This is a genomic window from Streptococcus sp. Marseille-P7376 (assembly GCF_902460385.1).
Taxonomy (GTDB): domain Bacteria; phylum Bacillota; class Bacilli; order Lactobacillales; family Streptococcaceae; genus Streptococcus; species Streptococcus sinensis.
This window is the reverse complement of record NZ_CABPTS010000014.1, coordinates 1-20,370: the sequence shown is the minus strand read 5'-3', so window position 1 is coordinate 20,370 and position 20,370 is coordinate 1. Positions and strand designations below refer to the sequence as shown.

18 protein-coding genes and 1 riboswitch are annotated in these 20,370 nt (G+C 42.6%); of the genes, 15 read left to right on the top strand and 3 right to left on the bottom strand.

Going from position 1 to position 20,370, the window contains the following annotated elements:
* The first annotated feature begins 1 nt into the window (after nucleotide 1).
* The 3 genes from FZ952_RS07715 to dapA all read left to right on the top strand — a co-directional run bounded on the left by FZ952_RS07715 (nucleotide 2) and on the right by dapA (nucleotide 3,311).
* Nucleotides 2-655: a DNA alkylation repair protein gene (locus FZ952_RS07715; protein ID WP_148881232.1), complete on the top strand. Its 654-nt coding sequence runs from the start codon at nucleotides 2-4 to the stop codon at nucleotides 653-655.
* A gap of 595 nt (nucleotides 656-1,250) precedes the next feature.
* A complete protein-coding gene (locus FZ952_RS07700; protein ID WP_148881230.1) occupies nucleotides 1,251-2,327 on the top strand; it encodes an aspartate-semialdehyde dehydrogenase in 1,077 nt (358 codons plus the stop codon).
* 102 nt (nucleotides 2,328-2,429) lie between these two features.
* Nucleotides 2,430-3,311: a 4-hydroxy-tetrahydrodipicolinate synthase gene (dapA, locus tag FZ952_RS07695; RefSeq protein WP_148881229.1), complete on the top strand. Its 882-nt coding sequence runs from the start codon at nucleotides 2,430-2,432 to the stop codon at nucleotides 3,309-3,311.
* A 102-nt stretch (nucleotides 3,312-3,413) separates the two neighbouring features.
* Here dapA and FZ952_RS07690 read toward each other — a convergent pair whose 3' ends face one another.
* The 3 genes from FZ952_RS07690 to FZ952_RS07680 are packed head-to-tail and all read right to left on the bottom strand — an operon-like array spanning nucleotide 3,414 to nucleotide 6,246.
* Nucleotides 3,414-4,652 (bottom strand): NAD(P)H-dependent oxidoreductase, encoded by a 1,239-nt coding sequence (locus FZ952_RS07690; RefSeq protein WP_148881228.1) that lies wholly within the window; start codon nucleotides 4,650-4,652, stop codon nucleotides 3,414-3,416.
* A 17-nt stretch (nucleotides 4,653-4,669) separates the two neighbouring features.
* Nucleotides 4,670-5,275, bottom strand: coding sequence for an NADPH-dependent FMN reductase (locus tag FZ952_RS07685; protein ID WP_062198296.1), 606 nt, complete (start codon nucleotides 5,273-5,275; stop codon nucleotides 4,670-4,672).
* Between the two features lie 41 nt (nucleotides 5,276-5,316).
* The gene (locus FZ952_RS07680) at nucleotides 5,317-6,246 is read right to left on the bottom strand and encodes an FAD:protein FMN transferase (protein ID WP_148881227.1); all 930 of its coding nucleotides are present in this window, start codon (nucleotides 6,244-6,246) and stop codon (nucleotides 5,317-5,319) included.
* 265 nt (nucleotides 6,247-6,511) lie between these two features.
* Between FZ952_RS07680 and nox the strand changes: the two genes are divergently transcribed.
* From nox to FZ952_RS07620, 12 genes are all read left to right on the top strand, one after another.
* A complete protein-coding gene (nox, locus tag FZ952_RS07675) occupies nucleotides 6,512-7,891 on the top strand; it encodes a H2O-forming NADH oxidase (RefSeq protein WP_148881226.1) in 1,380 nt (459 codons plus the stop codon).
* Between the two features lie 395 nt (nucleotides 7,892-8,286).
* Entirely contained in the window at nucleotides 8,287-9,105 is an 819-nt protein-coding gene (locus FZ952_RS07670; RefSeq protein WP_148881225.1) for a PrsW family intramembrane metalloprotease, read from the top strand.
* A 144-nt stretch (nucleotides 9,106-9,249) separates the two neighbouring features.
* Nucleotides 9,250-10,803: a chloride channel protein gene (locus FZ952_RS07665; protein WP_148881224.1), complete on the top strand. Its 1,554-nt coding sequence runs from the start codon at nucleotides 9,250-9,252 to the stop codon at nucleotides 10,801-10,803.
* Nucleotides 10,804-10,930: 127 nt separating this feature from the next.
* On the top strand, nucleotides 10,931-11,803 hold the full coding sequence (gene efeO / locus FZ952_RS07660) for an iron uptake system protein EfeO (RefSeq protein WP_148881223.1): 873 nt from the start codon (nucleotides 10,931-10,933) through the stop codon (nucleotides 11,801-11,803).
* A 4-nt stretch (nucleotides 11,804-11,807) separates the two neighbouring features.
* Nucleotides 11,808-13,016, top strand: coding sequence for an iron uptake transporter deferrochelatase/peroxidase subunit (efeB, locus tag FZ952_RS07655; RefSeq protein ID WP_148881222.1), 1,209 nt, complete (start codon nucleotides 11,808-11,810; stop codon nucleotides 13,014-13,016).
* The gene (locus FZ952_RS07650) at nucleotides 12,994-14,691 is read left to right on the top strand and encodes an FTR1 family protein (protein WP_148881221.1); all 1,698 of its coding nucleotides are present in this window, start codon (nucleotides 12,994-12,996) and stop codon (nucleotides 14,689-14,691) included. Before efeB ends, FZ952_RS07650 begins: the two co-directional genes overlap by 23 nt.
* Entirely contained in the window at nucleotides 14,684-15,391 is a 708-nt protein-coding gene (gene tatC / locus FZ952_RS07645; protein ID WP_148881220.1) for a twin-arginine translocase subunit TatC, read from the top strand. The genes FZ952_RS07650 and tatC overlap by 8 nt, the downstream gene beginning before the upstream one ends.
* On the top strand, nucleotides 15,391-15,576 hold the full coding sequence (locus FZ952_RS07640) for a twin-arginine translocase TatA/TatE family subunit (protein ID WP_148881219.1): 186 nt from the start codon (nucleotides 15,391-15,393) through the stop codon (nucleotides 15,574-15,576). Before tatC ends, FZ952_RS07640 begins: the two co-directional genes overlap by 1 nt.
* Nucleotides 15,577-15,748: 172 nt before the next feature.
* Nucleotides 15,749-16,732, top strand: coding sequence for a GMP reductase (gene guaC / locus FZ952_RS07635; protein WP_148881218.1), 984 nt, complete (start codon nucleotides 15,749-15,751; stop codon nucleotides 16,730-16,732).
* Nucleotides 16,730-16,827: riboswitch (purine riboswitch) on the top strand. (Overlaps the previous gene by 3 nt.)
* A gap of 100 nt (nucleotides 16,828-16,927) precedes the next feature.
* Entirely contained in the window at nucleotides 16,928-17,509 is a 582-nt protein-coding gene (locus FZ952_RS07630; RefSeq protein WP_148881217.1) for a xanthine phosphoribosyltransferase, read from the top strand.
* A 1-nt stretch (nucleotide 17,510) separates the two neighbouring features.
* Entirely contained in the window at nucleotides 17,511-18,776 is a 1,266-nt protein-coding gene (locus tag FZ952_RS07625) for a nucleobase:cation symporter-2 family protein (RefSeq protein WP_148881216.1), read from the top strand.
* 84 nt (nucleotides 18,777-18,860) lie between these two features.
* Complete coding sequence (locus FZ952_RS07620; RefSeq protein ID WP_148881215.1) at nucleotides 18,861-20,216, top strand: MATE family efflux transporter; 1,356 nt, start codon at nucleotides 18,861-18,863, stop codon at nucleotides 20,214-20,216.
* The last annotated feature ends 154 nt before the right edge of the window (nucleotides 20,217-20,370 follow it).

The window sequence follows — 20,370 nt, the reverse complement described above, 5'->3', positions numbered from 1 at the left end:
TATGAATGTAGAAGAATTAGCAGAAGAGTTAAAAATGGTAGCCAAACCTGATGATGCGGTAGCTATGAAAGCCTATATGAAAAATAAATTTGAGTTTCTAGGAGTCAAGACTCCGGCCAGGCGGAAACTCGCAAAGGCTTTTTTCAAACATCAGATGGACTCAGTCATTGACTGGAATTTTATAAATGAAGCTTGGAATAATCCCTATCGAGAATTACAGTATGCTGCGTTGGATTATCTGGAGATTCGCAAGAAACTCTTGACTCCATCTGACTTGCCACATTTGAAAAAGTTAGCCCAAACAAAATCTTGGTGGGATACTATTGACTTTTTGGATCGCTTGGTCGGATCAATCATTGCCCGATTTCCAGAAACCAAAGAGATTATTTTATCCTGGAGTTGCGATGAGGATATCTGGCTGCGGCGCTTGGCTATTGATCATCAGCTGCTTCGAAAAGAGGAAACAGACATAGAACTCTTGGAGAAAATTTTAGTGAATAATCTTGGTCAAACAGAATTCTTTATTAACAAGGCCATCGGTTGGGCGCTGAGAGATTATTCCAAAACCAATCCAGACTGGGTCAGAGATTTTATCCAGCGACATCGGGCAGAAATGGCTGCGCTTAGTATTCGAGAGGGAAGTAAGTATTTATAAAAATTCTAATAATCTGTCTCTTGACATTTTCTATGTGATAGCTTATGATAGATAAGTGCGATGAGTCGATATGCAGATTTTCTGCAAATTGAAGCATGGGAGGTCATAACGCAGGAGCGGACCTTGATCAGTTGTGTGAACCTGCTGATCACACGAAAGTGCCCTTATCCCCAGTCTACGGATTGGGGATTTTTCTATGTCTCTTAGAGAGGCAAGACGGTTTGTCTCAGCCGAGCTTAGAGGCATTGATACTGATAGGCGCAGCGTCGTGAGTGCTAGTGCTCTTGATGAAACAACTTCGCAGAAGGCAGTTGAGTCGTAGAGCAGTGGATGCAGTTTTGTCCGCAAGGACAAAAACTGTAAACTTTGAAAGTTCTCCTAGAGAGACGAACCCATTGGTCGCAGCCGAGCTTAGAGGCATTGATACTGATAGGCGCAGCGTTGTGAGCGCTATAGTCAAAGTTGAGCTTAGAACAGCAGAAACATTTTGCCTAAAAATGCACATCATATTCTTCAGAAATATTTGCATTTTTCCTTAAAAATAGTATAATACTAACAATACACAAATTTTTTGAAAATTCAGAGAGGTTATCGCATGGGATATACAGTTGCTGTTGTTGGTGCCACTGGTGCCGTTGGCGCTCAAATGATTAAAATGCTGGAAGAATCTAGCCTTCCGATTGATAAAATACGCTATTTGGCTTCTGCTCGTTCAGCTGGTAAAGTTCTCCAGTTCAAGGGACAGGATATTACCATCGAAGAGACAACTGAGACAGCCTTTGAAGGTGTAGATATTGCTCTCTTCTCAGCTGGTGGCTCTACCTCAGCAAAATACGCTCCATACGCTGTTAAGGCTGGCGCAGTGGTGGTAGACAACACCTCTTATTTCCGTCAAAATCCTGATGTGCCGCTGGTCGTTCCTGAGGTCAATGCCCACGCGCTGGATCAACACAAGGGAATTATTGCCTGCCCTAACTGTTCGACTATTCAGATGATGGTGGCTTTGGAGCCTGTCCGTCAACAATGGGGACTGGAGCGTATCATCGTGTCCACCTATCAAGCTGTTTCTGGTGCTGGTATGGGGGCAATTCTTGAAACTCAGGGGCAGTTACGCTCTATCCTCAATGATGGTGTTAATCCTAAAGATGTAGAGGCTAATATCCTGCCATCTGGTGGCGATAAGAAGCATTATCCGATTGCCTTTAATGCCCTTCCACAAATCGATCTCTTCACTGACAACGACTACACTTACGAAGAGATGAAGATGACCAAGGAAACTAAGAAAATCATGGAAGACGATTCCATTGCTGTTTCTGCGACTTGCGTCCGGATTCCTGTTCTCTCTGCCCACTCTGAGTCTGTTTACATCGAGACCAAAGAAGTAGCACCAATTGAAGAAGTCAAGGCGGCTATCGCAGCCTTCCCAGGAGCTGTTCTGGAGGATGATGTGGCTCATCAAATCTATCCGCAAGCGGTTAATGCAGTTGGTAAGAAAGAAACCTTTATCGGCCGGATTCGCAAGGATCTAGATGCAGAAAAAGGGATTCACATGTGGGTAGTTTCAGATAATCTCCTTAAAGGAGCAGCTTGGAATTCTGTCCAAATCGCAGAAACTCTGCACGAGCGCGGCTTGGTTCGTCCTACGGCAGAAGTTATTTTTGAACTAAAATAAAACTTATCTACTAAAAATATAGGAAAGGGGTACGAGCAGCCTATAGCTGATTACTGCTCTTCCTATATTTTCTTATAGCTTCGCAACTAAAGGAGGAGAGACATGTCCATTACAGATTTAAAAGACGCAAGAATCATTACTGCCCTAGTCACGCCCTTCAAAGAAGATGGAAGTATCAACTTTGAAGCTCTTCCAAAACTGATTGAGCATCTGTTAGCGCATCATACAGAAGGAATTCTTCTAGCTGGAACGACAGGGGAAAGCCCAACCTTGACTCACGAAGAAGAACTTGAGCTCTTTTCAGAAGTCCAGCGTATTGTAGCAGGACGTGTGCCTTTGATTGCCGGAATTGGGACCAATGACACGCGAGATTCAATTCAATTTGCTCGAGAAGTAGATGAATTTGGTGGCTTTGCTGCTGGTTTAGCCGTCACACCTTATTATAACAAACCTACTCAAGAGGGACTTTATCAGCATTATAAGGCGATTGCCGAAGCATCAAATCTCCCCATTATTGTCTATAATATCCCCGGTCGGACGGTTGCTGGACTAACTGTAGAAACCTCCTTACGTCTAGCTGATTTACCCAATATCATTGCCATTAAAGACTGCACGGGAGTAGATACAATTGCTAGATTAGTCGAAAATGCGCCAAAAGATTTCTTGGTCTATACAGGCGAAGATGGCCAAGCCTTTCATGCTAAAGCACTCGGTGCGCAAGGCGTTATTTCAGTAGCGGCTCATACTAATGGAGATGATTTTTATAATATGTTTACTGCTTTGGATCAAGGGGATATCCAAGAAGCAGCACGGATCCATCGTCAGCTCTTACCTAAAGTTGATGCCCTCTTCTCCGTCAGCAGCCCAGCTCCATTGAAAGCAGTTCTTAATCATCAAGGCTTTCATGTTGGTCCACTGCGTCTGCCTTTGGTAGCATGTACTGAAGCAGAAGCACAGGAAATCATTGAAATTATTGAATCGTAAAGAAAGCAGGATAAAAGGCTTAAAACCACGGTTTTAAGCCTTTTTCTTATCACAGATTGGGAAGTAATCTGTGTAATAGAATCCTATATGTAGATTGTATTCTTACGCACTGGCACCTGAAGTCGCGTCAGCGTCTCCGCCTCCATGACCACCAGCATCTGAAGCACCAGAAGTAGCATCTGCATCTCCATGACCTCCAGCAGCAGGAGCAAATGGTCCGCTACCTCCAACCAAACGTTGGCCAGTTGCTTGCAAATACCAGTTAAGCCACGGTTGGAAGTTAAAGACGATTTCATTGATACCAGCGTATGATCCATCAGGATAGTACATCGCTTGGTAGTTGTGCGTGTTGATAACACCTGCAGGTGAGCCTGGAACGATTGTACGAACGTACTCTTGGTCACCATTACGAAGGACTCCAACTACCCATTCAACGTTCTTCATGCGCGCAGCAGGAAGAGAGTTGTGTAGCGTTGAGAGACGGCCACCTGATTGAGATGGGACACGTTTCGCAAACATTGTATCTGGATCTTGGTGAGCATTGTTGTAGTAAAGAAATTGATTGTTGTCATCTGCATAGGTTAATTCAAATGGCATAGCCTTCAAGAACATGTCAATTTGGTTAACAGTCAAGATACCATGGTCAAGTTTGACATAAGTATCACCAGACACAGCACCAACGATTTCTGCAGCTTTTTCAACCCACTCTGGATCATCAGGGTCAACACCTTGAATGGTTGTAGCGATTGGGTTTGTCACATCTAAGTCTTCAGGTTCAATTGGTTTTGGTTTTTTCAATTTTGAAACGACCTCTACATATTTGATAAAGTTATCTAAGCATGTTTCAAGGAAATTCACAGTTCCTTCGTTGGTGATATTGCCATCATTGTCAAAAGCTTCCTTGGCTTTGCCCAGCAGGAATTCATTTCCTGGAAGGGTGTAAGCATTGACACCTGGAGCATCTAAGATTTTACGCAAATGTACTTGAGCACGAGAAGTTCCTTGATCGTAGTAAGAAGCGCCAACAATCATAACTGGTTTGTTTTCAAAAGGATGAACTTCGTAAGAAAGCCATTCTAAGACACTTTTCAAAGGGGCGCTGATAGTATGGTTGTGCTCAGGAGTAGCGATGATAACACCATCTGCCCGTGTAATTTTGTTATACAAAAGGCGCAATTGGAAACTTTCATCCCATTTTTCATCTTGGTTAAACATTGGGACTTCATCGATTTCTAGCACTTCCAATTCAAATTTGAGTTTGAATTGGCGACGGATAAATTCCAATAATTTTCGGTTATATGATTGTTCGTAGTTTGATCCTACAAGTCCAATAAATTTCATTCTGTTACTCTCCTATCTTACAAATTTTCCCAGTCAAATTCTTCAGCATCTTTGCGAAGCAACTCTTGTGCGTTACGCAATTTATCTGTAATTTTGACAAAGATACGGAAGTCATCGAAAATTGCATCCAATTTTTTAATGACATCAAGATCTACTAAATCTCCATTTTGGTCAAAGGCTTGGAGAGAATGTGAAAGTAGGAACTCGTCTGGAAGAACGTTTGCTTTGAGTTCTGGAGCATTCAAAATTTGACGGAGCTGCAGTTGAGCACGAGAGGAACCAAGCGTACCGAAAGAAGCACCGGTAATCATAACGGGCTTGTTCAGCAGTGGATAGATACCATAAGAAAGCCAAGCCAGAGCGTTCATAAGCACAGCTGGGATAGAGTGGTCATACTCAGGCGTACCAATGAGTACACCATCAGCAGCATCGATTTTCTCCGCAATCTCTGATACCAACTCAGGGATGTTCCTGTCAGCAGGTTTATTAAACATAGGGATATCTTTAATCTCTACCAGCTCGATTTCAGCCTTGTCGGCAAAATGCTTCTGCATATATTGAAGAAGCTGACGGTTTGTAGAACGTTTGGAATTTGTTCCAACAATCGCAATAAGTTTTAACATAGAATTTCCTTTCCTAAATTAAAATATTTTTTTATTTTTAATTACTGCAATAGATTCTTTACAAGTCCTGAACTGTAAAAAATATGATCGTCTCGAGTAACAATTAGGCACTCGATTCCTCTTTGTTTTTCAACTTGCGCCAAGATAGAAGCAGGAGTTTCTCCAAAGAGTCTTGTTGTCCAGATTTCACCGTCTACCGACTTATCAGATACGATCGTGAGACTGACCAGCTGATTCTCAATCGGATAACCTGTTTTTCTATCTAAAATGTGATGATAGGTCTTGCCTTTAACTTTTAGCGTCCGCTCATAAGTCCCAGAAGTAACGACCGATTGATTAGTAATCGACAGGACAGCCAAGTGTTTTCCTCTAGAAAGTTTTGGATTCTGAATCCCAATTCTCCAAGCACGATGGGTAGCTTTGTTTTCTCCGATAGTGAGGACATTCCCTCCCAGATTTATCAAAGCCGAGGTGACTCCTTCACCTTGAAGATAGAGTTTAATCTTGTCAGCTATGTAGCCCTTAGCCAAAGCACCAAGATCAAGCTTCATGCCTTTCTTCTCCAGAAACACTCTGGAACGTGTTTTATCCAGTTGAATGAAATGTGGATCTGTCAGGCTGAGCCCTTGTTTGATTTGCTCTGGGCTTGGAAGGTGGGCATCGGAAAATCCAATTCGCCAAGTCTGAACAAGCGGACCAATGGTAATATTTAAATGACTGGTCTCACTCAAACTATGAAATTTTCCTAATTCAATTAATTCAAATAAATCAGGATGAACCTGAACCCAGCCAATTCCAGCCATTTGATTGATCTTCATCAATTCTGAATCATCATCGTTTGCACTAAAACGATTTTTGTAAAGATGAAGCAGACTAATCGCCTCGTCCAGTATTGTTTCAGCTCTTTCATGAAGAAGTGAGATACAGATTGTGCTTCCCATCAGTTGGAGCGAGCGAGAAGTAAAATCCATATAGTTGTAACCCTTCTTATTCTTTCTATGACTATCTTATTTTAACAAAAAGATAGCGTTTTTGCAATTCTATTTTATTAAATTTCAGAAAATAACTTCGGAAAATTTAAGGTAAAAGAAAGGTTGTTTCCTACCATGATTCCATAGATTTTCATTCTTCTTTCACGTTTTTTACTATCTATGAGCAAATAGATTGTAAACGCTCCCAGCTTCTGTTATAATAGTCGGGTAAAACTTTATTTAGAAAAAGGTAGGAAATATTTCTATGAGTAAAATCGTTGTAGTGGGTGCTAACCACGCTGGTACTGCGTGTATCAACACTATGTTGGACAACTTTGGTCATGAAAATGAAATCGTTGTATTTGACCAAAACTCAAACATCTCATTCCTAGGATGCGGAATGGCGCTTTGGATCGGTGAACAAATCGACGGACCTGAAGGCTTATTCTACTCTAACAAAGAAAAATTGGAAGAAAAAGGCGCTAGAATTTACATGAATTCACCTGTTCTTTCAATCGACTATGACAACAAGGTTGTTACAGCAGAAGTTGAAGGTCAAGAACACAAAGAATCTTACGACAAATTGATCTTTGCGACTGGATCTACTCCAATCTTGCCACCAATCGAAGGTGTTGAAATTGTCGAAGGCAACCGCGAATTCAAGACAACTCTTGAAAATGTTCAATTTGTTAAGTTGTACCAAAATGCTGAAGAAGTGATCAACAAACTTGCTGACAAGAGCAAACACCTTGAGCGTATCGCTGTTGTTGGTGGTGGTTACATCGGTGTTGAGCTTGCTGAAGCTTTTGAACGTCTTGGAAAAGAAGTTGTGCTTGTTGATATCGTAGATACTGTTTTGAATGGCTACTATGACAAGGACTTCACTCAATTGATGGCTAAGAACTTGGAAGACCACAACATCCGCTTGGCTCTTGGCCAAACTGTAAAAGCTATCCAAGGTGACGGCAAAGTTGAACGCTTGGTAACAGACAAAGAAACATTTGATGCGGACATGGTTGTTCTTGCAGTTGGTTTCCGTCCTAACACAGCTCTTGCTGATGGTAAGATTGAACTCTTCCGCAACGGTGCCTTCCTTGTAGACAAGAAACAAGAAACATCCATCCCTGGCGTTTACGCAGTAGGTGACTGTGCGACTGTTTATGACAACGCTCGTAAAGACACAAGCTACATCGCTCTTGCGTCAAATGCTGTACGTACTGGTATCGTTGGTGCTTACAACGCTTGCGGTCATGAACTTGAAGGCATCGGTGTGCAAGGTTCAAACGGTATCTCTATCTACGGCCTTCACATGGTTTCAACTGGTTTGACTCTTGAAAAAGCAAAAGCAGCAGGCTACAACGCAACTGAAACTGGCTTTAACGACCTTCAAAAACCAGAATTTATGAAACATGACAACCACGAAGTAGCCATCAAGATTGTCTTTGATAAAGACAGCCGTGAAATCCTTGGTGCGCAAATGGTATCTCATGATCCTGCAATCGGTATGGGAATCCACATGTTCTCACTGGCAATTCAAGAACATGTAACCATTGATAAGTTGGCTTTGACAGATATCTTCTTCTTGCCACACTTCAACAAACCATACAACTACATCACAATGGCTGCACTTACAGCTGAAAAATAATTCTCGAAAAGTCCCAATGAGGGGGGTTCAAAATCGAAGACAAAGTAGCCTTTTCGGTTGCTTTGTCTTTTCTTTTTCCGAAATCTCTGTGCCCCAGATGAAATAACATGAATTATGCTTTTTGATAGAGAGCAATCAATCCAAATTTTATCATGATGCCATGATACGACAAGAATATAGAATTAGTCCTTCTTTTTCTAGTGTCATCTTGATTTTTTGAGCACCGGAAATTGACTTGCTTCATTTTCTCTTCCACTTCAACATAAGCGATAAACACTTTAAGTCTCCAGAACGAAGATAGATCAGCAGTAGTGTTCTAATTAGTATCTAAAATAGCTATCTTTTGTATTTTTCTGTTATACTAAGATGAAAATAAAATTTTAGAAAGTTGCTATATGAAGAAAAATATTGTTCTTTTCACTTTTCTCCTTCTGAGCGCGATCGGCTTGGAATACGAGACACAAGCTTATACCACTGGCAGTATGTCAGGTACTGCTTATGGAATTGTCGGACTGTCAGCCCTCTTGGCGCTGCTTTATATCATCCCAGCTCTGCTTTTGATTCGCAGTTTGGGTAAAAAATGGCAGACGCCTGCATTTAGCCTAGGTGTAGCTCTGCTGGGTGGTCTTTTCATTTCTGGCTGGACTTCTGGCTTGGCCAATACCTATATCCATGAGTGGGTCAGCACGAGCTTTCCAAATACTGTGATTAGTTATCTGGAGAATGCCCTCGCTGCTCCTCTGGTTGAAGAACCACTCAAGCTCTTAGCAGTTGCTTTCGCTGTCTATCTAGTGCCAGTCAAGAAACTGAGAGCCTTTTTACTGCTAGGAATTACAGCTGGTATGGGCTTCCAAATCAGTGAAGATTTCTCATATATCCTTTCTGATCTGCCTGAAGGTTTTTCCTTCACTATCTCTGGTATCTTAGGTCGTATCACTGGTGGGGTAGCTTCTCACTGGCTCTACACTGCTTTGACCACTATCGGCTTAGCCCTGATGTTCCGATTTGCCAAGACACAAAAGGCCTACTTTAAAGCTGGACTATTTTATTTCTTGTCAGCTTTTGTACTCCATTTCCTATGGAACTCTCCGTTGACTTCTATTGAAACAGATATTCTGATCATCACGCCAGCCATGACTGCTGTAGCTGTCTTTATCTTTTGCCAAGCCTACCGAACAGCTCAGAAAATCGAGCAGGAAGATTTGTCAATATAAACGCAACACGACCTTCAAGGTCGTGTTTTTGATAGCTGGTCTGTAAAGTTTAAGAGATGAAAGAAAAACTATAATAGATATTACCTTGTTTCTGGGCTATATTTTGTGCTAAAATGTTGCTATAAGGTCTTTGGGAGAGAAATGATGATAAAACAAAAAGAACAAATTTCTGATACGAAAAAAGAATTTAATTTTATGTCCAGCTCCATTATTTTCCAAGTGTCCAGGGGGATTCTGGTGGGCATTTTTGCGGGATTAGTAGTGGGAGCATTTCGTTTTTTGATTGAGAAAAGTTTTCACTTGGTTCAGGCGGCTTATGTAAAGGGCAGGAGCGAGTGGGGTTGGCTGATGGCACTGCTTTTCTTGTATGCTTTTATTGTCTTCATAAATGCTAGATTAGTACGTACGGAAAGGGATATAAAAGGTTCGGGGATTCCGCAGGTTGAGGCTGAGCTGAAAGGCTTGATGTCACTTTCTTGGTGGAGCATTCTCTGGAAAAAATTCTTGGTTGGTACGTTGGCGATTTCCAGTGGTTTGATGCTGGGACGAGAGGGACCAAGTATTCAACTGGGTGCTATGAGCGGAAAAGGTATTTCAAAGTGGCTGAAGTTGAGTCCATTGGAAGAACGTGCCTTGATTGCCAGCGGTGCAGCTGCGGGTCTGGCCGCAGCTTTTAATGCACCGATTGCAGGTTTGCTCTTTGTGGTTGAGGAAGTTTACCATCATTTTTCTCGAGTTTTTTGGGTCTCAACTTTGGCTGCAAGTTTGGTGGCAAATTTCATTTCGCTGTCTATGTTTGGCTTGACTCCTGTTTTGGATATGCCAGATAATATTCCATTCATGGGCTTGGAGCAGTACTGGATTTATATTTTAATGGGCTTATTTCTGGGCTTGGCTGGCTTTGTCTATGAAAAAGCAGTTCTTAATATTCATGTGGTTTATGAAGCTCTGGGAAAATTTTTTAGGTTGCCGAAAAATTATTATTCGATTTTTGCCTTTGTCTTGATCGTTCCGATTGGTTATTTTCTTCCTCATTTGCTGGGGGGTGGCAATCAGCTGATTCTGTCTCTGACGAGTGCTCATTATACAGTGGGAACCTTGCTTCTCTTTTTCTTACTCCGTTTTGTATGGAGTATGATAAGTTATGGTAGTGGTCTACCAGGCGGTATTTTTCTGCCCATTCTGGCTTTGGGTTCTTTACTAGGCGCAGCAATTGGAGCCCTTTGTGTAGAGGCTGGCTTTATCACGTCGGAACAATTTCCAATCTTTATCATCTTGGGAATGAGCGGGTATTTTGGTGCTATTTCTAAGGCTCCACTAACGGCTATGATTCTCGTGACGGAGATGGTTGGAGATATCCGTAACCTTATGCCACTGGGCTTGGTCACTCTGATGGCTTATATTGCCATGGATCTGCTAAAAGGAGCGCCTGTTTATGAAGCTATGCTTGAAAAAATGCTGCCTCATCGGATTGAAGATGACGGTGAGACAACCCTGATTGAAATTCCTGTTTCAGAAAAAATTGCAGGGCGACAAGTGCATGAATTGGAGCTGCCACATGGCGTTTTAATCACCATGAATATCCATAAAGGCAAGACCCAGACGGTCAACGGAGCCAGTCGTCTTTACTTAGGAGATACGATTTATGTAGTCGTTAAGAAAACGGAAATTGGCAAAATTAAAGATATCTTGCTTTAAAATAATTGTTTATTGACTCAGAAAGATGAGTTTTATTATAATTATCTGACAATTTGTTGAAATATGAGAAAAAAACTGTTATAATTTGTAAGAATTCGCCCCCTTGAGGGAAAATAAAGGAGTCAAGATGAAAAAACTTGGAATTGCCCTATTTTCAATAGCTATTTTACTGACTGGTTGTACTGTCAATCAAAACTCAACTACAAGTGCCAGCAGTTCGGAAGCTAAAACGAGTCTTTCGGCTTCTGACCAGAAAGCTTTGGATAAGGCAACAACAGAGTATAAGGCTTTTGTACAGAAAGAAATCGACCAATTACTGACGGATACGGAGAAGTTCAGAGATACGCTCAAAGAAGGCAAGCTTGACGAAGCCAAGAAAATGTATCCGCTGATTCGTATGAGCTACGAGCGTTCAGAGCCGATTGCCGAGAGCTTCGGAGAGTCTGATGTGAAAATTGACTTCCGCTTAGCTGACTATCTGGATGAAAACAAGACCGAAGAAGGCTGGTCGGGTTTCCACCGGATTGAAAAAATTCTGTGGGAAAGTAACACAACGGCGGGGACAGAGAAATATGCAGATCAGCTGGTCAATGACATTAAAGAATTAAAGGCTAAAATTGCGACTGTTGAGGTTACGCCAGACATCATGCTGACTGGTGCAGTTGACCTGCTCAACGAAGTGGCGACCAGCAAGATTACTGGTGAAGAAGAAATCTTTTCCCATACGGATCTATATGATTTCCGTGCCAATATCCAAGGGGCAGAAAAGATTTTTGAACTCTTTAAACCTTTGATTGCGAAGAAAGATGAAAAACTGGTAAAAAGTATAGAAACTGAGTTCAAGAATGTCAATAGTCTACTAGACAAGCAGATGACGGACTCTGAAAATTATAAACTTTATACCGAATTGAGCAAGGAAGATACCAAAGAGCTAGGAGAAGCTGTCACAAAACTGGGCGAACCTCTCTCGCAAATGGGAATCATCCTAGATGGGAAGTAAGAAGATGACCAAGGACGAAAAATGGTTTAATAAAAAAATGAATCGTCGGGAATTTCTTAAAAAAGCAGGGATTGGAGGCGCAGGCTTAGCGCTGGGTGTCTCCAGTGCATCTGCTTTTTTCGCTAATCAAGCGAAGGAAGACAAGAAATTTGCTGATGGTGGGGAAGAAATCAGTTTTTACGGTGAACATCAAGCTGGCATTACGACAGCTATGCAAAAGAATATCTATTTTGTCATTCTGGATTTGCATACGATGGATAGGGAGACCATTATTCAGATGTTCAAGGACTGGACCGCTTACAGTGAAAAGTTGGTCAATGGAGAGCTGGTCAAAAAAGACGGCGCCAATGCTCTCTTGCCTCCTACGGATACTGGAGAAACGGTCGGCCTCAACCCTTATCGACTGACCTTGACCTTTGGCGTCTCCGCCTCTTTCCTGAAAAAAATGGGCTTGGAGGATAAAAAGCCCAAGGAATTTCGCGATATGCCTCCTTTCCCTAAGGAACAACTAAAAGAGAAATATACTGGCGGTGACATTGTTATTCAAGCTTGCGCGGATGATGAACAGGTGGCTTTTCATGCTGTTCGCAATCTGGTTCGTAAAGCGCGAAATGCTGTCACCATGAAATGGAGTCAGGCTGGCTTTGCTGCCATTGGCGATCGTATGTCCACTCCCCGCAATCTATTTGGTTTTAAAGACGGCACGGCCAATGTAACCAAGGAGAAAGATTTTGACAAGGTGGTTTGGTGTGACAGCAAGGACTGGATGAAGGGTGGCTCTTATATGGCTGTCCGCCGAATCCAGATGTTTCTTGAGACTTGGGATCGGACCAATTTGCAAGAGCAGGAAAACACCTTTGGTCGTTATAAGGAGAGCGGAGCGCCCTTTGGCAAGACGAATGAATTTGACGAGGTAGACTTGGACTTGCTTCCAGTTGATGCACATGTGCGACTGGCCAAAGAAGTCGACAAGCCTCTCTATCGCCGTTCCTATTCTTATTCAGATGGTATTGACGAAACAACCGGTCAATTTGATACAGGTTTGCTTTTTATCTCTTTCCAAAAGGATCCCGACAGTTTTATCAAAGTCCAGACCAATCTTGGAGCACAGGATAAGATGAATGAATATGTCACCCATGTAGGCAGTGGCTTGTTTGCTTGCTTCGGCGGTGTCAAAAAAGGAGAATATCTTGGTCAGAAATTATTTGAATAAACTCCTGTTTTTGCTCCTGACTCTCTTGCTACTAGTTCAGCCTGTATCAGCTGAGGATTCTTATAGCAATCTCTTTATCAAGATTACGGATGCTAGCACCGCTGTTCAAAAGGGTGACCAAGCCAGTGCCAAACAATTGCTGGAGGAAATCCAGACTGAATTTGCAACTTTAAGCAATCATGACTCAGTTGCAGGGAAAGAAGTCAGCAAGGCATTGACTATCTCGGGCGATGTAACAGAGGACAAGCTGACCAAGGTTTCAGCTGCTCTTTTAGCTTTTGAAAAGGAGCAGAATCCCGTTGATCTTGAGGCGGAAAAAACCAAGCTAGTCAATAAACTAGAATCAAAGTTTCAAGCTCTTCAGGCAGTGATTGAGACCAAGGATCTTGAAAAGATTCGTGAAGCCTATAAAAAAATGAATTCGACTTGGACCGCCAATGAAGGCGTGGTGCGGGATCATAGTACGGCTCATTATGGCAAAGTGGAGACGGCCATTTCCTTTTTACGGAGTGCCATCGAGACAGAGCCAACGGATTTTGAAGCCATTCAAACTTCCTATGATGACCTGACGGCAGCGATTGATAGCTTTGTCAAGGGAGAGGAAGCGTCTGCTAGCAGTGAAAATCTTACACTGGCAGATGGTATTGGTCTTTTGAAAAAAGCTCTGCTTGCTTTCCAAAAAGGAGACGAAAAGCAGGGCAAGGCTGCGATGAAGAAATTTATCATGATTTGGCCAAGCGTTGAAGGAGATGTCAGCACTAAAAATCCTTCCCTCTATACAAAAGTAGAAAGCCAGTCGCCTGTCATCATGGTGAAGGGCAAGGATAAGGACTATCAAGACCAGCTCGAAGCCTTGATTGGTGAGCTAGAGCAGATTGATACTAGCGGAGCTTATACTTTCTTTGATGCCATGCTGATTTTGTTGCGCGAGGGCGTTGAGGCTTTGCTGATTGTGATGGCACTTGTCACGACGCTCAAGGCCTCCAAGATGAAAAAAGGCCTCAAATGGGTCTATACTGGTGCTGGCTTGGGCGTACTAGCCAGTGCGGCCATTGCTATTTTGCTGCAGACTCTTTTTCCAGCTGTCGCCTCTGGCTCCAATCGTGAAATTATTGAGGGGGCAGTGGGGATTTTTGCAGTCGTCATGATGATTTTGGTCGGCATTTGGCTCCACAGCAAGTCCTCTGTCAAGAAGTGGAATGAATTCATGGAAAGTCAGATGCAGGCAGTGACAGCCAGTGGTAGCTTTATTTCTATGTTTGCCCTGAGCTTTCTCGCTGTTTTCCGTGAGGGAGCAGAGACCATCTTGTTCTATGCAGGCATTTTGCCACGAATTACTGCTCTAGACTTCTTTTTAGGACTGGGACTTGCTATTTTGGTTTTAGTCTTGCTCGCAATTCTAATGACCAAGGCCAGCAGTTTCATTCGGCCTCATCGGATTTTCTTTGGTCTGACCTGGTTGATCTATGCCTTGGCCTTTAAGATGTTGGGTGTCAGCATTCATGCCCTGCAATTAACAGCTATTTTCCCTAGTCACTTGCTTGCTCATCTTCCAACCATTGATTGGCTGGGGATTTATCCGAGCCTAGAAGTGTTTCTAAGTCAAGCCATCTTTCTTGTCGTTGTCCTTTATGTGACCTTTAGAAATCAGCAAAAGGAGCGAGCAGATGTCTAGTAAGGAACAGACCGTTGTTGAGCACTTGACGGAATTTAGATGGCGTTTTATAGCTGTTTTAATCTGGTTCGGTTTGATTTTTCTGGTCAGTCTGCTTTTTGCAGCGAATATTTACAAATGGTTGACCGCTTCTTTTGAGCAGAAGCTGATTGTATTGGGACCAGACGACATTCTTTGGATTTATATTAGCCTGGCTAGTCTTGTGGCTTTCTCACTGACCCTGCCTTTTATGGTCTATCAGATTTGGGAATTTATCCGCCCTGCTCTTAGAAATAGTGAGGTCAAGGCGATTTTTGCTTATATACCAGCTACATTTTTCAGCTTTGTCTTGGGCTTGGCCTTTGGTTTTTACTTTGTCAGCCCTGCTATTTTGCAAGTTCTGCTCTCTTTAGGAGATGGTTTATTTGTCGTTCAGATGACAGCGCAGAACTACCTATCCTTTCTATTTCACACGACCATTCCGATTGCTTGCTTGTTTGAATTGCCTGTCATTGTGACCTTTCTGACATCAATCGGTTTGCTCAAACCGCAATTTTTGATAAAATATAGACGCTATGCTTATTTCATTTTATTGGTATTAGCAGTAATCTTGACGCCGGCTGATTTTATCAGTGACTTGTCAATGACAGTACCGCTGATTTTGCTGTATGAAGTCAGTATCCTACTGAGTAAAATGATTGAGAAAAGGAGAATATCGTAATGGGAATTTTAAAAGACATCGGACTACCGGGCCTTATCGTTATCGTTCTAGGAGCCTTGCTGATTTTTGGACCAAAACGTCTGCCAGAGCTAGGGCAGTCGATTGGAAAAATGTTTTCAGAGTTTAAAAAGGCAGTCGATGGAGGAGCAGAAGACTCCAACTCAAATACAGATAAGAAAGATTAAAACACGGGCACCCGTGTTTTTTCTTAATTTACGAACGTTACTCTATAATTCGACTAAAATGTTTTACAAAACCTGGACCTTGTGATATACTTTTTCTGGAAATGTCTGGATAGATATAGCGATGCTGAATAGCATAGGTAGGTCATTTTTAAGTATTGATAAGGAGTTTTCCATGCTCAATGATTTTCAGGTTTTTGACTATGAAGATATTCAACTAATCCCAGCGAAATGTATTGTGAAAAGCCGTTCGGAAGCTGACACCAGTGTGAAATTCGGTAAACATAGGTTTCGGATGCCGGTCGTACCGTCCAATATGCAGACGATTATTGATGAATCTGTCGCTGAAGAGCTTGCTCGAGGGGGCTATTTCTACATCATGCACCGTTTCGATGAGGAAGGTCGCAAACCATTCGTCAAACGAATGCATGAGCAAGGCCTGATTGCTTCTATTTCAGTCGGTGTGAAAGACTATGAATATGACTTCGTTAGCAGCCTCAAAGATGACGCGCCAGAATATATTACGATTGATATTGCGCATGGGCACTCAGACAGTGTGATTCAAATGATTCAACACATCAAGAAAGAATTGCCAGATACCTTTGTCATTGCAGGAAATGTTGGAACTCCAGAAGCCGTGCGGGAGCTGGAAAATGCTGGCGCGGATGCAACTAAAGTTGGCATCGGCCCAGGCAAGGTCTGCATTACCAAAGTCAAGACAGGTTTTGGTACGGGCGGCTGGCAGTTGTCTGCGCTTCGTTGGTGTTCAAAGGTTGCCCGCAAGCCTATTATTGCGGACGGTGGAATTCGGACGCATGGAGATATTGCCAAATCTATCCGTTTTGGAGCCAGCATGGTCATGATTGGTTCGCTCTTTGCTGGCCACATTGAAAGCCCAGGTGAAACCATTGAAGTAGATGGTGATAAGTTTAAAGAATACTATGGTTCTGCATCCGAGTATCAAAAGGGTGCTTATAAAAATGTCGAAGGCAAGAAAATTTTGCTGCCAGCCAAGGGACATTTGCAAGACACATTAACTGAAATGGAGCAGGATTTGCAGAGCTCGATTTCCTATGCGGGGGGTCGTGATTTGCATAGCCTAACTCGCGTGGACTATGTCATCGTCAAAAATTCCATCTGGAATGGCGATGCCCATTAATTGAATATATAAGAAACTTATTTATCTTGCTAATGATTGGGGCAAGGTCTCTACAAGATGCCAAACATCTAACAATAAGTGAGTCTAATGACTTTCTGGTACTTTCAGTGCCAGGCTGTTTGTCGTTGAAAAGAGGGACTTGCTTATATAGTAGGTCCTTTTTCGATTTATTGGGACTATTAAAAAGGAGAAAATATGAAAAAATTAGAAGAGAGAATTCTGCAAGACGGCAACGTTTTGGGAGAAAATATTCTCAAAGTTGACTCTTTCCTGACCCATCAGGTTGATTTTTCGCTCATGAAAGAAATTGGTCAGGTATTTGCTGAGCATTTCAGGGATACAGGCATTACAAAGGTTGTAACGATTGAGGCTTCGGGGATTGTACCGGCTGTCTACACGGCGGAAGCTTTGGGTGTTCCGATGATTTTTGCTAAAAAATCTAAGAACATCACCATGACTGAAGGGATTTTAACAGCAGAAGTGTATTCCTTTACCAAGCAAGTTACTTCAACGGTCTCCATCGCAGGCAAATTCTTAAACCCTGCAGACAAGGTTCTGGTTATCGATGATTTCTTGGCAAACGGCCAAGCCGCCAAAGGCCTGGTTAAAATCATTGAAGAAGCGGGCGCTGAGGTAGCAGCTGTTGGAATCGTGATTGAGAAATCCTTCCAAGATGGTCGAAGCTTGCTAGAAGCGCAAGGACAAACAGTTCTTTCGCTGGCTCGAATTGACAGATTCGAAAATGGGAAAGTTGTATTTAGAGAGGCAGACTTATAAGATGAACTACAACGAAGAAAAACATTCACAGGCAGCCGTTTTAGGTTTGCAGCATTTGTTGGCTATGTATTCGGGCTCCATCCTGGTGCCAATTATGATCGCTGGGGCTTTGGGCTATTCGGCTGAGCAATTGACCTATCTGATTTCGACCGATATTTTCATGTGTGGTATTGCAACCCTTTTGCAGCTACAGCTAAATAAGTATTTTGGTATCGGTTTGCCAGTCGTGCTGGGCGTGGCCTTCCAGTCCGTTGCTCCCTTGATTATCATTGGGCAGAGTCACGGTAGTGGTGCCATGTTTGGTGCCTTGATTGCATCAGGGATTTATGTTGTTGCCATTGCAGGGATTTTCTCAAAAATCGCCAATCTATTTCCTTCGGTTGTGACTGGTTCGGTCATTACGACTATTGGGTTGACCTTGATTCCAGTAGCTATTGGTAATATGGGAAATAACGTAGACAAACCAACCGCCCAAAGTCTGATTCTAGCAGCTGTGACGGTACTGATTATTCTATTGATTAACATTTTCACCAAAGGTTTTATCAAATCCATCTCTATTTTGATTGGTTTGATTGTCGGAACGGGCATTGCCGGTGCCATGGGCTTGGTAGATCTGACGCCAGTCGCACAGGCTCCGCTGGTTCATGTGCCAACACCTTTCTATTTCGGGGCGCCAAAATTTGAATTTTCTTCTATCGTGATGATGTGTATCATCGCAACGGTTTCCTTAGTAGAGTCAACAGGGGTGTACTTAGCTCTTTCTGACATTACCAAAGATGAAATTGACAGCACCCGCTTACGAAATGGCTACCGAGCAGAAGGACTTGCGGTCTTGTTGGGTGGTATCTTCAATACTTTCCCTTACACAGGATTTTCTCAGAATGTTGGCTTGGTCAAATTATCTGGTATCAAGACGCGGTTGCCGATTTATTATGCCGCTGGTTTCCTGATTCTCCTCGGCCTTTTGCCAAAATTCGGAGCCTTGGCGCAGATTATCCCAAGTCCAGTTCTTGGTGGTGCCATGCTGGTCATGTTTGGTTTTGTGTCCGTTCAGGGGATGCAAATCTTAGCGCGTGTTGACTTTGAGCACAATGAACACAATTTCCTCATTGCAGCAGTTTCTATTTCAGCAGGTGTCGGACTCAATGGTAGCAGTCTTTTCAACAGCTTACCGACCAGTCTTCAGATGTTCTTCTCAAACGGAATTGTCATGGCCAGTCTGATTGCCATTGTCCTAAACGCTATCTTAAATCGCAAAAATAAATAAGAAAAGAGCTGGATTTTCCAGCTTTTTTTGACTATTCAGCCAGCTTGTAGTATAGTTAAAGTAGATAATAAAAGGGGAATTATCATGTATCAGACTTATCATTTAAAGCAGCGGCTGCGCTTGTTTGTCTCAATTTTTGTTCCTATCCTGATTTATCAGCTGGCAAATTTTTCAGCATCTTTTGTCGATACCACCATGACTGGGCAGTATAATACGTTGCATTTGGCTGGAGTGTCCATGGCAACCAGTCTTTGGATCCCATTTTTCGACTTGCTGACGGGAATTGTGTCTGCCTTAGTGCCGATAATCGGACATCATTTGGGACAGGGGAAAGCAGGAAAAATTGCCTCAGATTTTTATCAGTTTATCTATCTTTCTTTGGGGCTGTCACTTGTTTTATTTACTTTAGTATTTCTGGGGGCTCCTCTGGTTTTGGCTCGCCTTGGATTAGAGCCTTTGGTAGAAGGAGTAGCCAAGCATTACCTTTGGTATCTGGGGCTAGGTATCATCCCACTTTTGCTCTTTAGCGTTATTCGCTCGCTTTTTGATGCTTTGGGGCTGACAAAGCTTTCTATGTATCTCATACTCTTACTTTTGCCCTTAAATGGTATCTTTAATTATGTCTTGATTTACGGAGCTTTTGGCTTTCCAGAAATGGGCGGAGCTGGATCTGGACTAGGAACTTCTTTGTCCTACTGGGCCTTATTGTTCATTTCCTTGCTCTTAGCAGTCAAACATCCCAAAGTCCGTGCATATGAGCTCTGGAAAACTCGTCCCCTGAACAAAGCAGGATTAGCTGAAGGTTTTCTCTTAGGGTTGCCAATAGGGGGAACAGTCTTTGCAGAAGTTGTGATTTTCTCAGTTGTTGGCTTGGTCATGGCAAAATTCTCCTCTTTAATCATTGCCAGCCATCAGGCGGCCATGAATTTTTCAAACTTAATGTATGCCTTTCCTATGAGTATCTCCACCGCTATGGCGATTATTGTTTCTTATGAGCTGGGCGCTAAGAGATACGAGGATGTGAAAAAATACTGTAAATTAGGCCGAGTTGCAGCCTTGATTTTTGCTATTTTTACGCTGAGCTTTCTCTATATTTTCCGAGGTAGAGTTGCAGCCTTGTATGGCTCTAATCCAGATTTTATCCGACTGACTTCTATTTTTATGACATACAGCCTCTTTTTCCAACTGGCAGATACTTTTGCGGCTCCTTTGCAGGGCATTCTACGGGGATACAAGGATACTCAAGTGCCATTTTACTTGGGCTTGATTGCTTATTGGGGTGTCTCACTGCCTATGGGGCTCTTCTTGGATCATTTTACCAGCTTAGGCCCCTATGGGTATTGGATTGGTCTAATTGCCAGTTTGGTTACAAGTGGCATTCTCTTTCAGTGGCGACTTCATAAAATCCAAAAGAAAAGAGAGTGGGACAGAAATCGGTAATTCGTTAGAATTCGATTTCGTCGTCCCACCTCCGCACAGTTGAGTAGGGCTGTAAAAGCTGATGAAATCAGCGTAGTAGAGCCCACTCAACCACTGCGTCTTGCTCGACAATCCAAAAACAATTGAGAGGCTAGGACTTTTGTCCCAGCCTCAT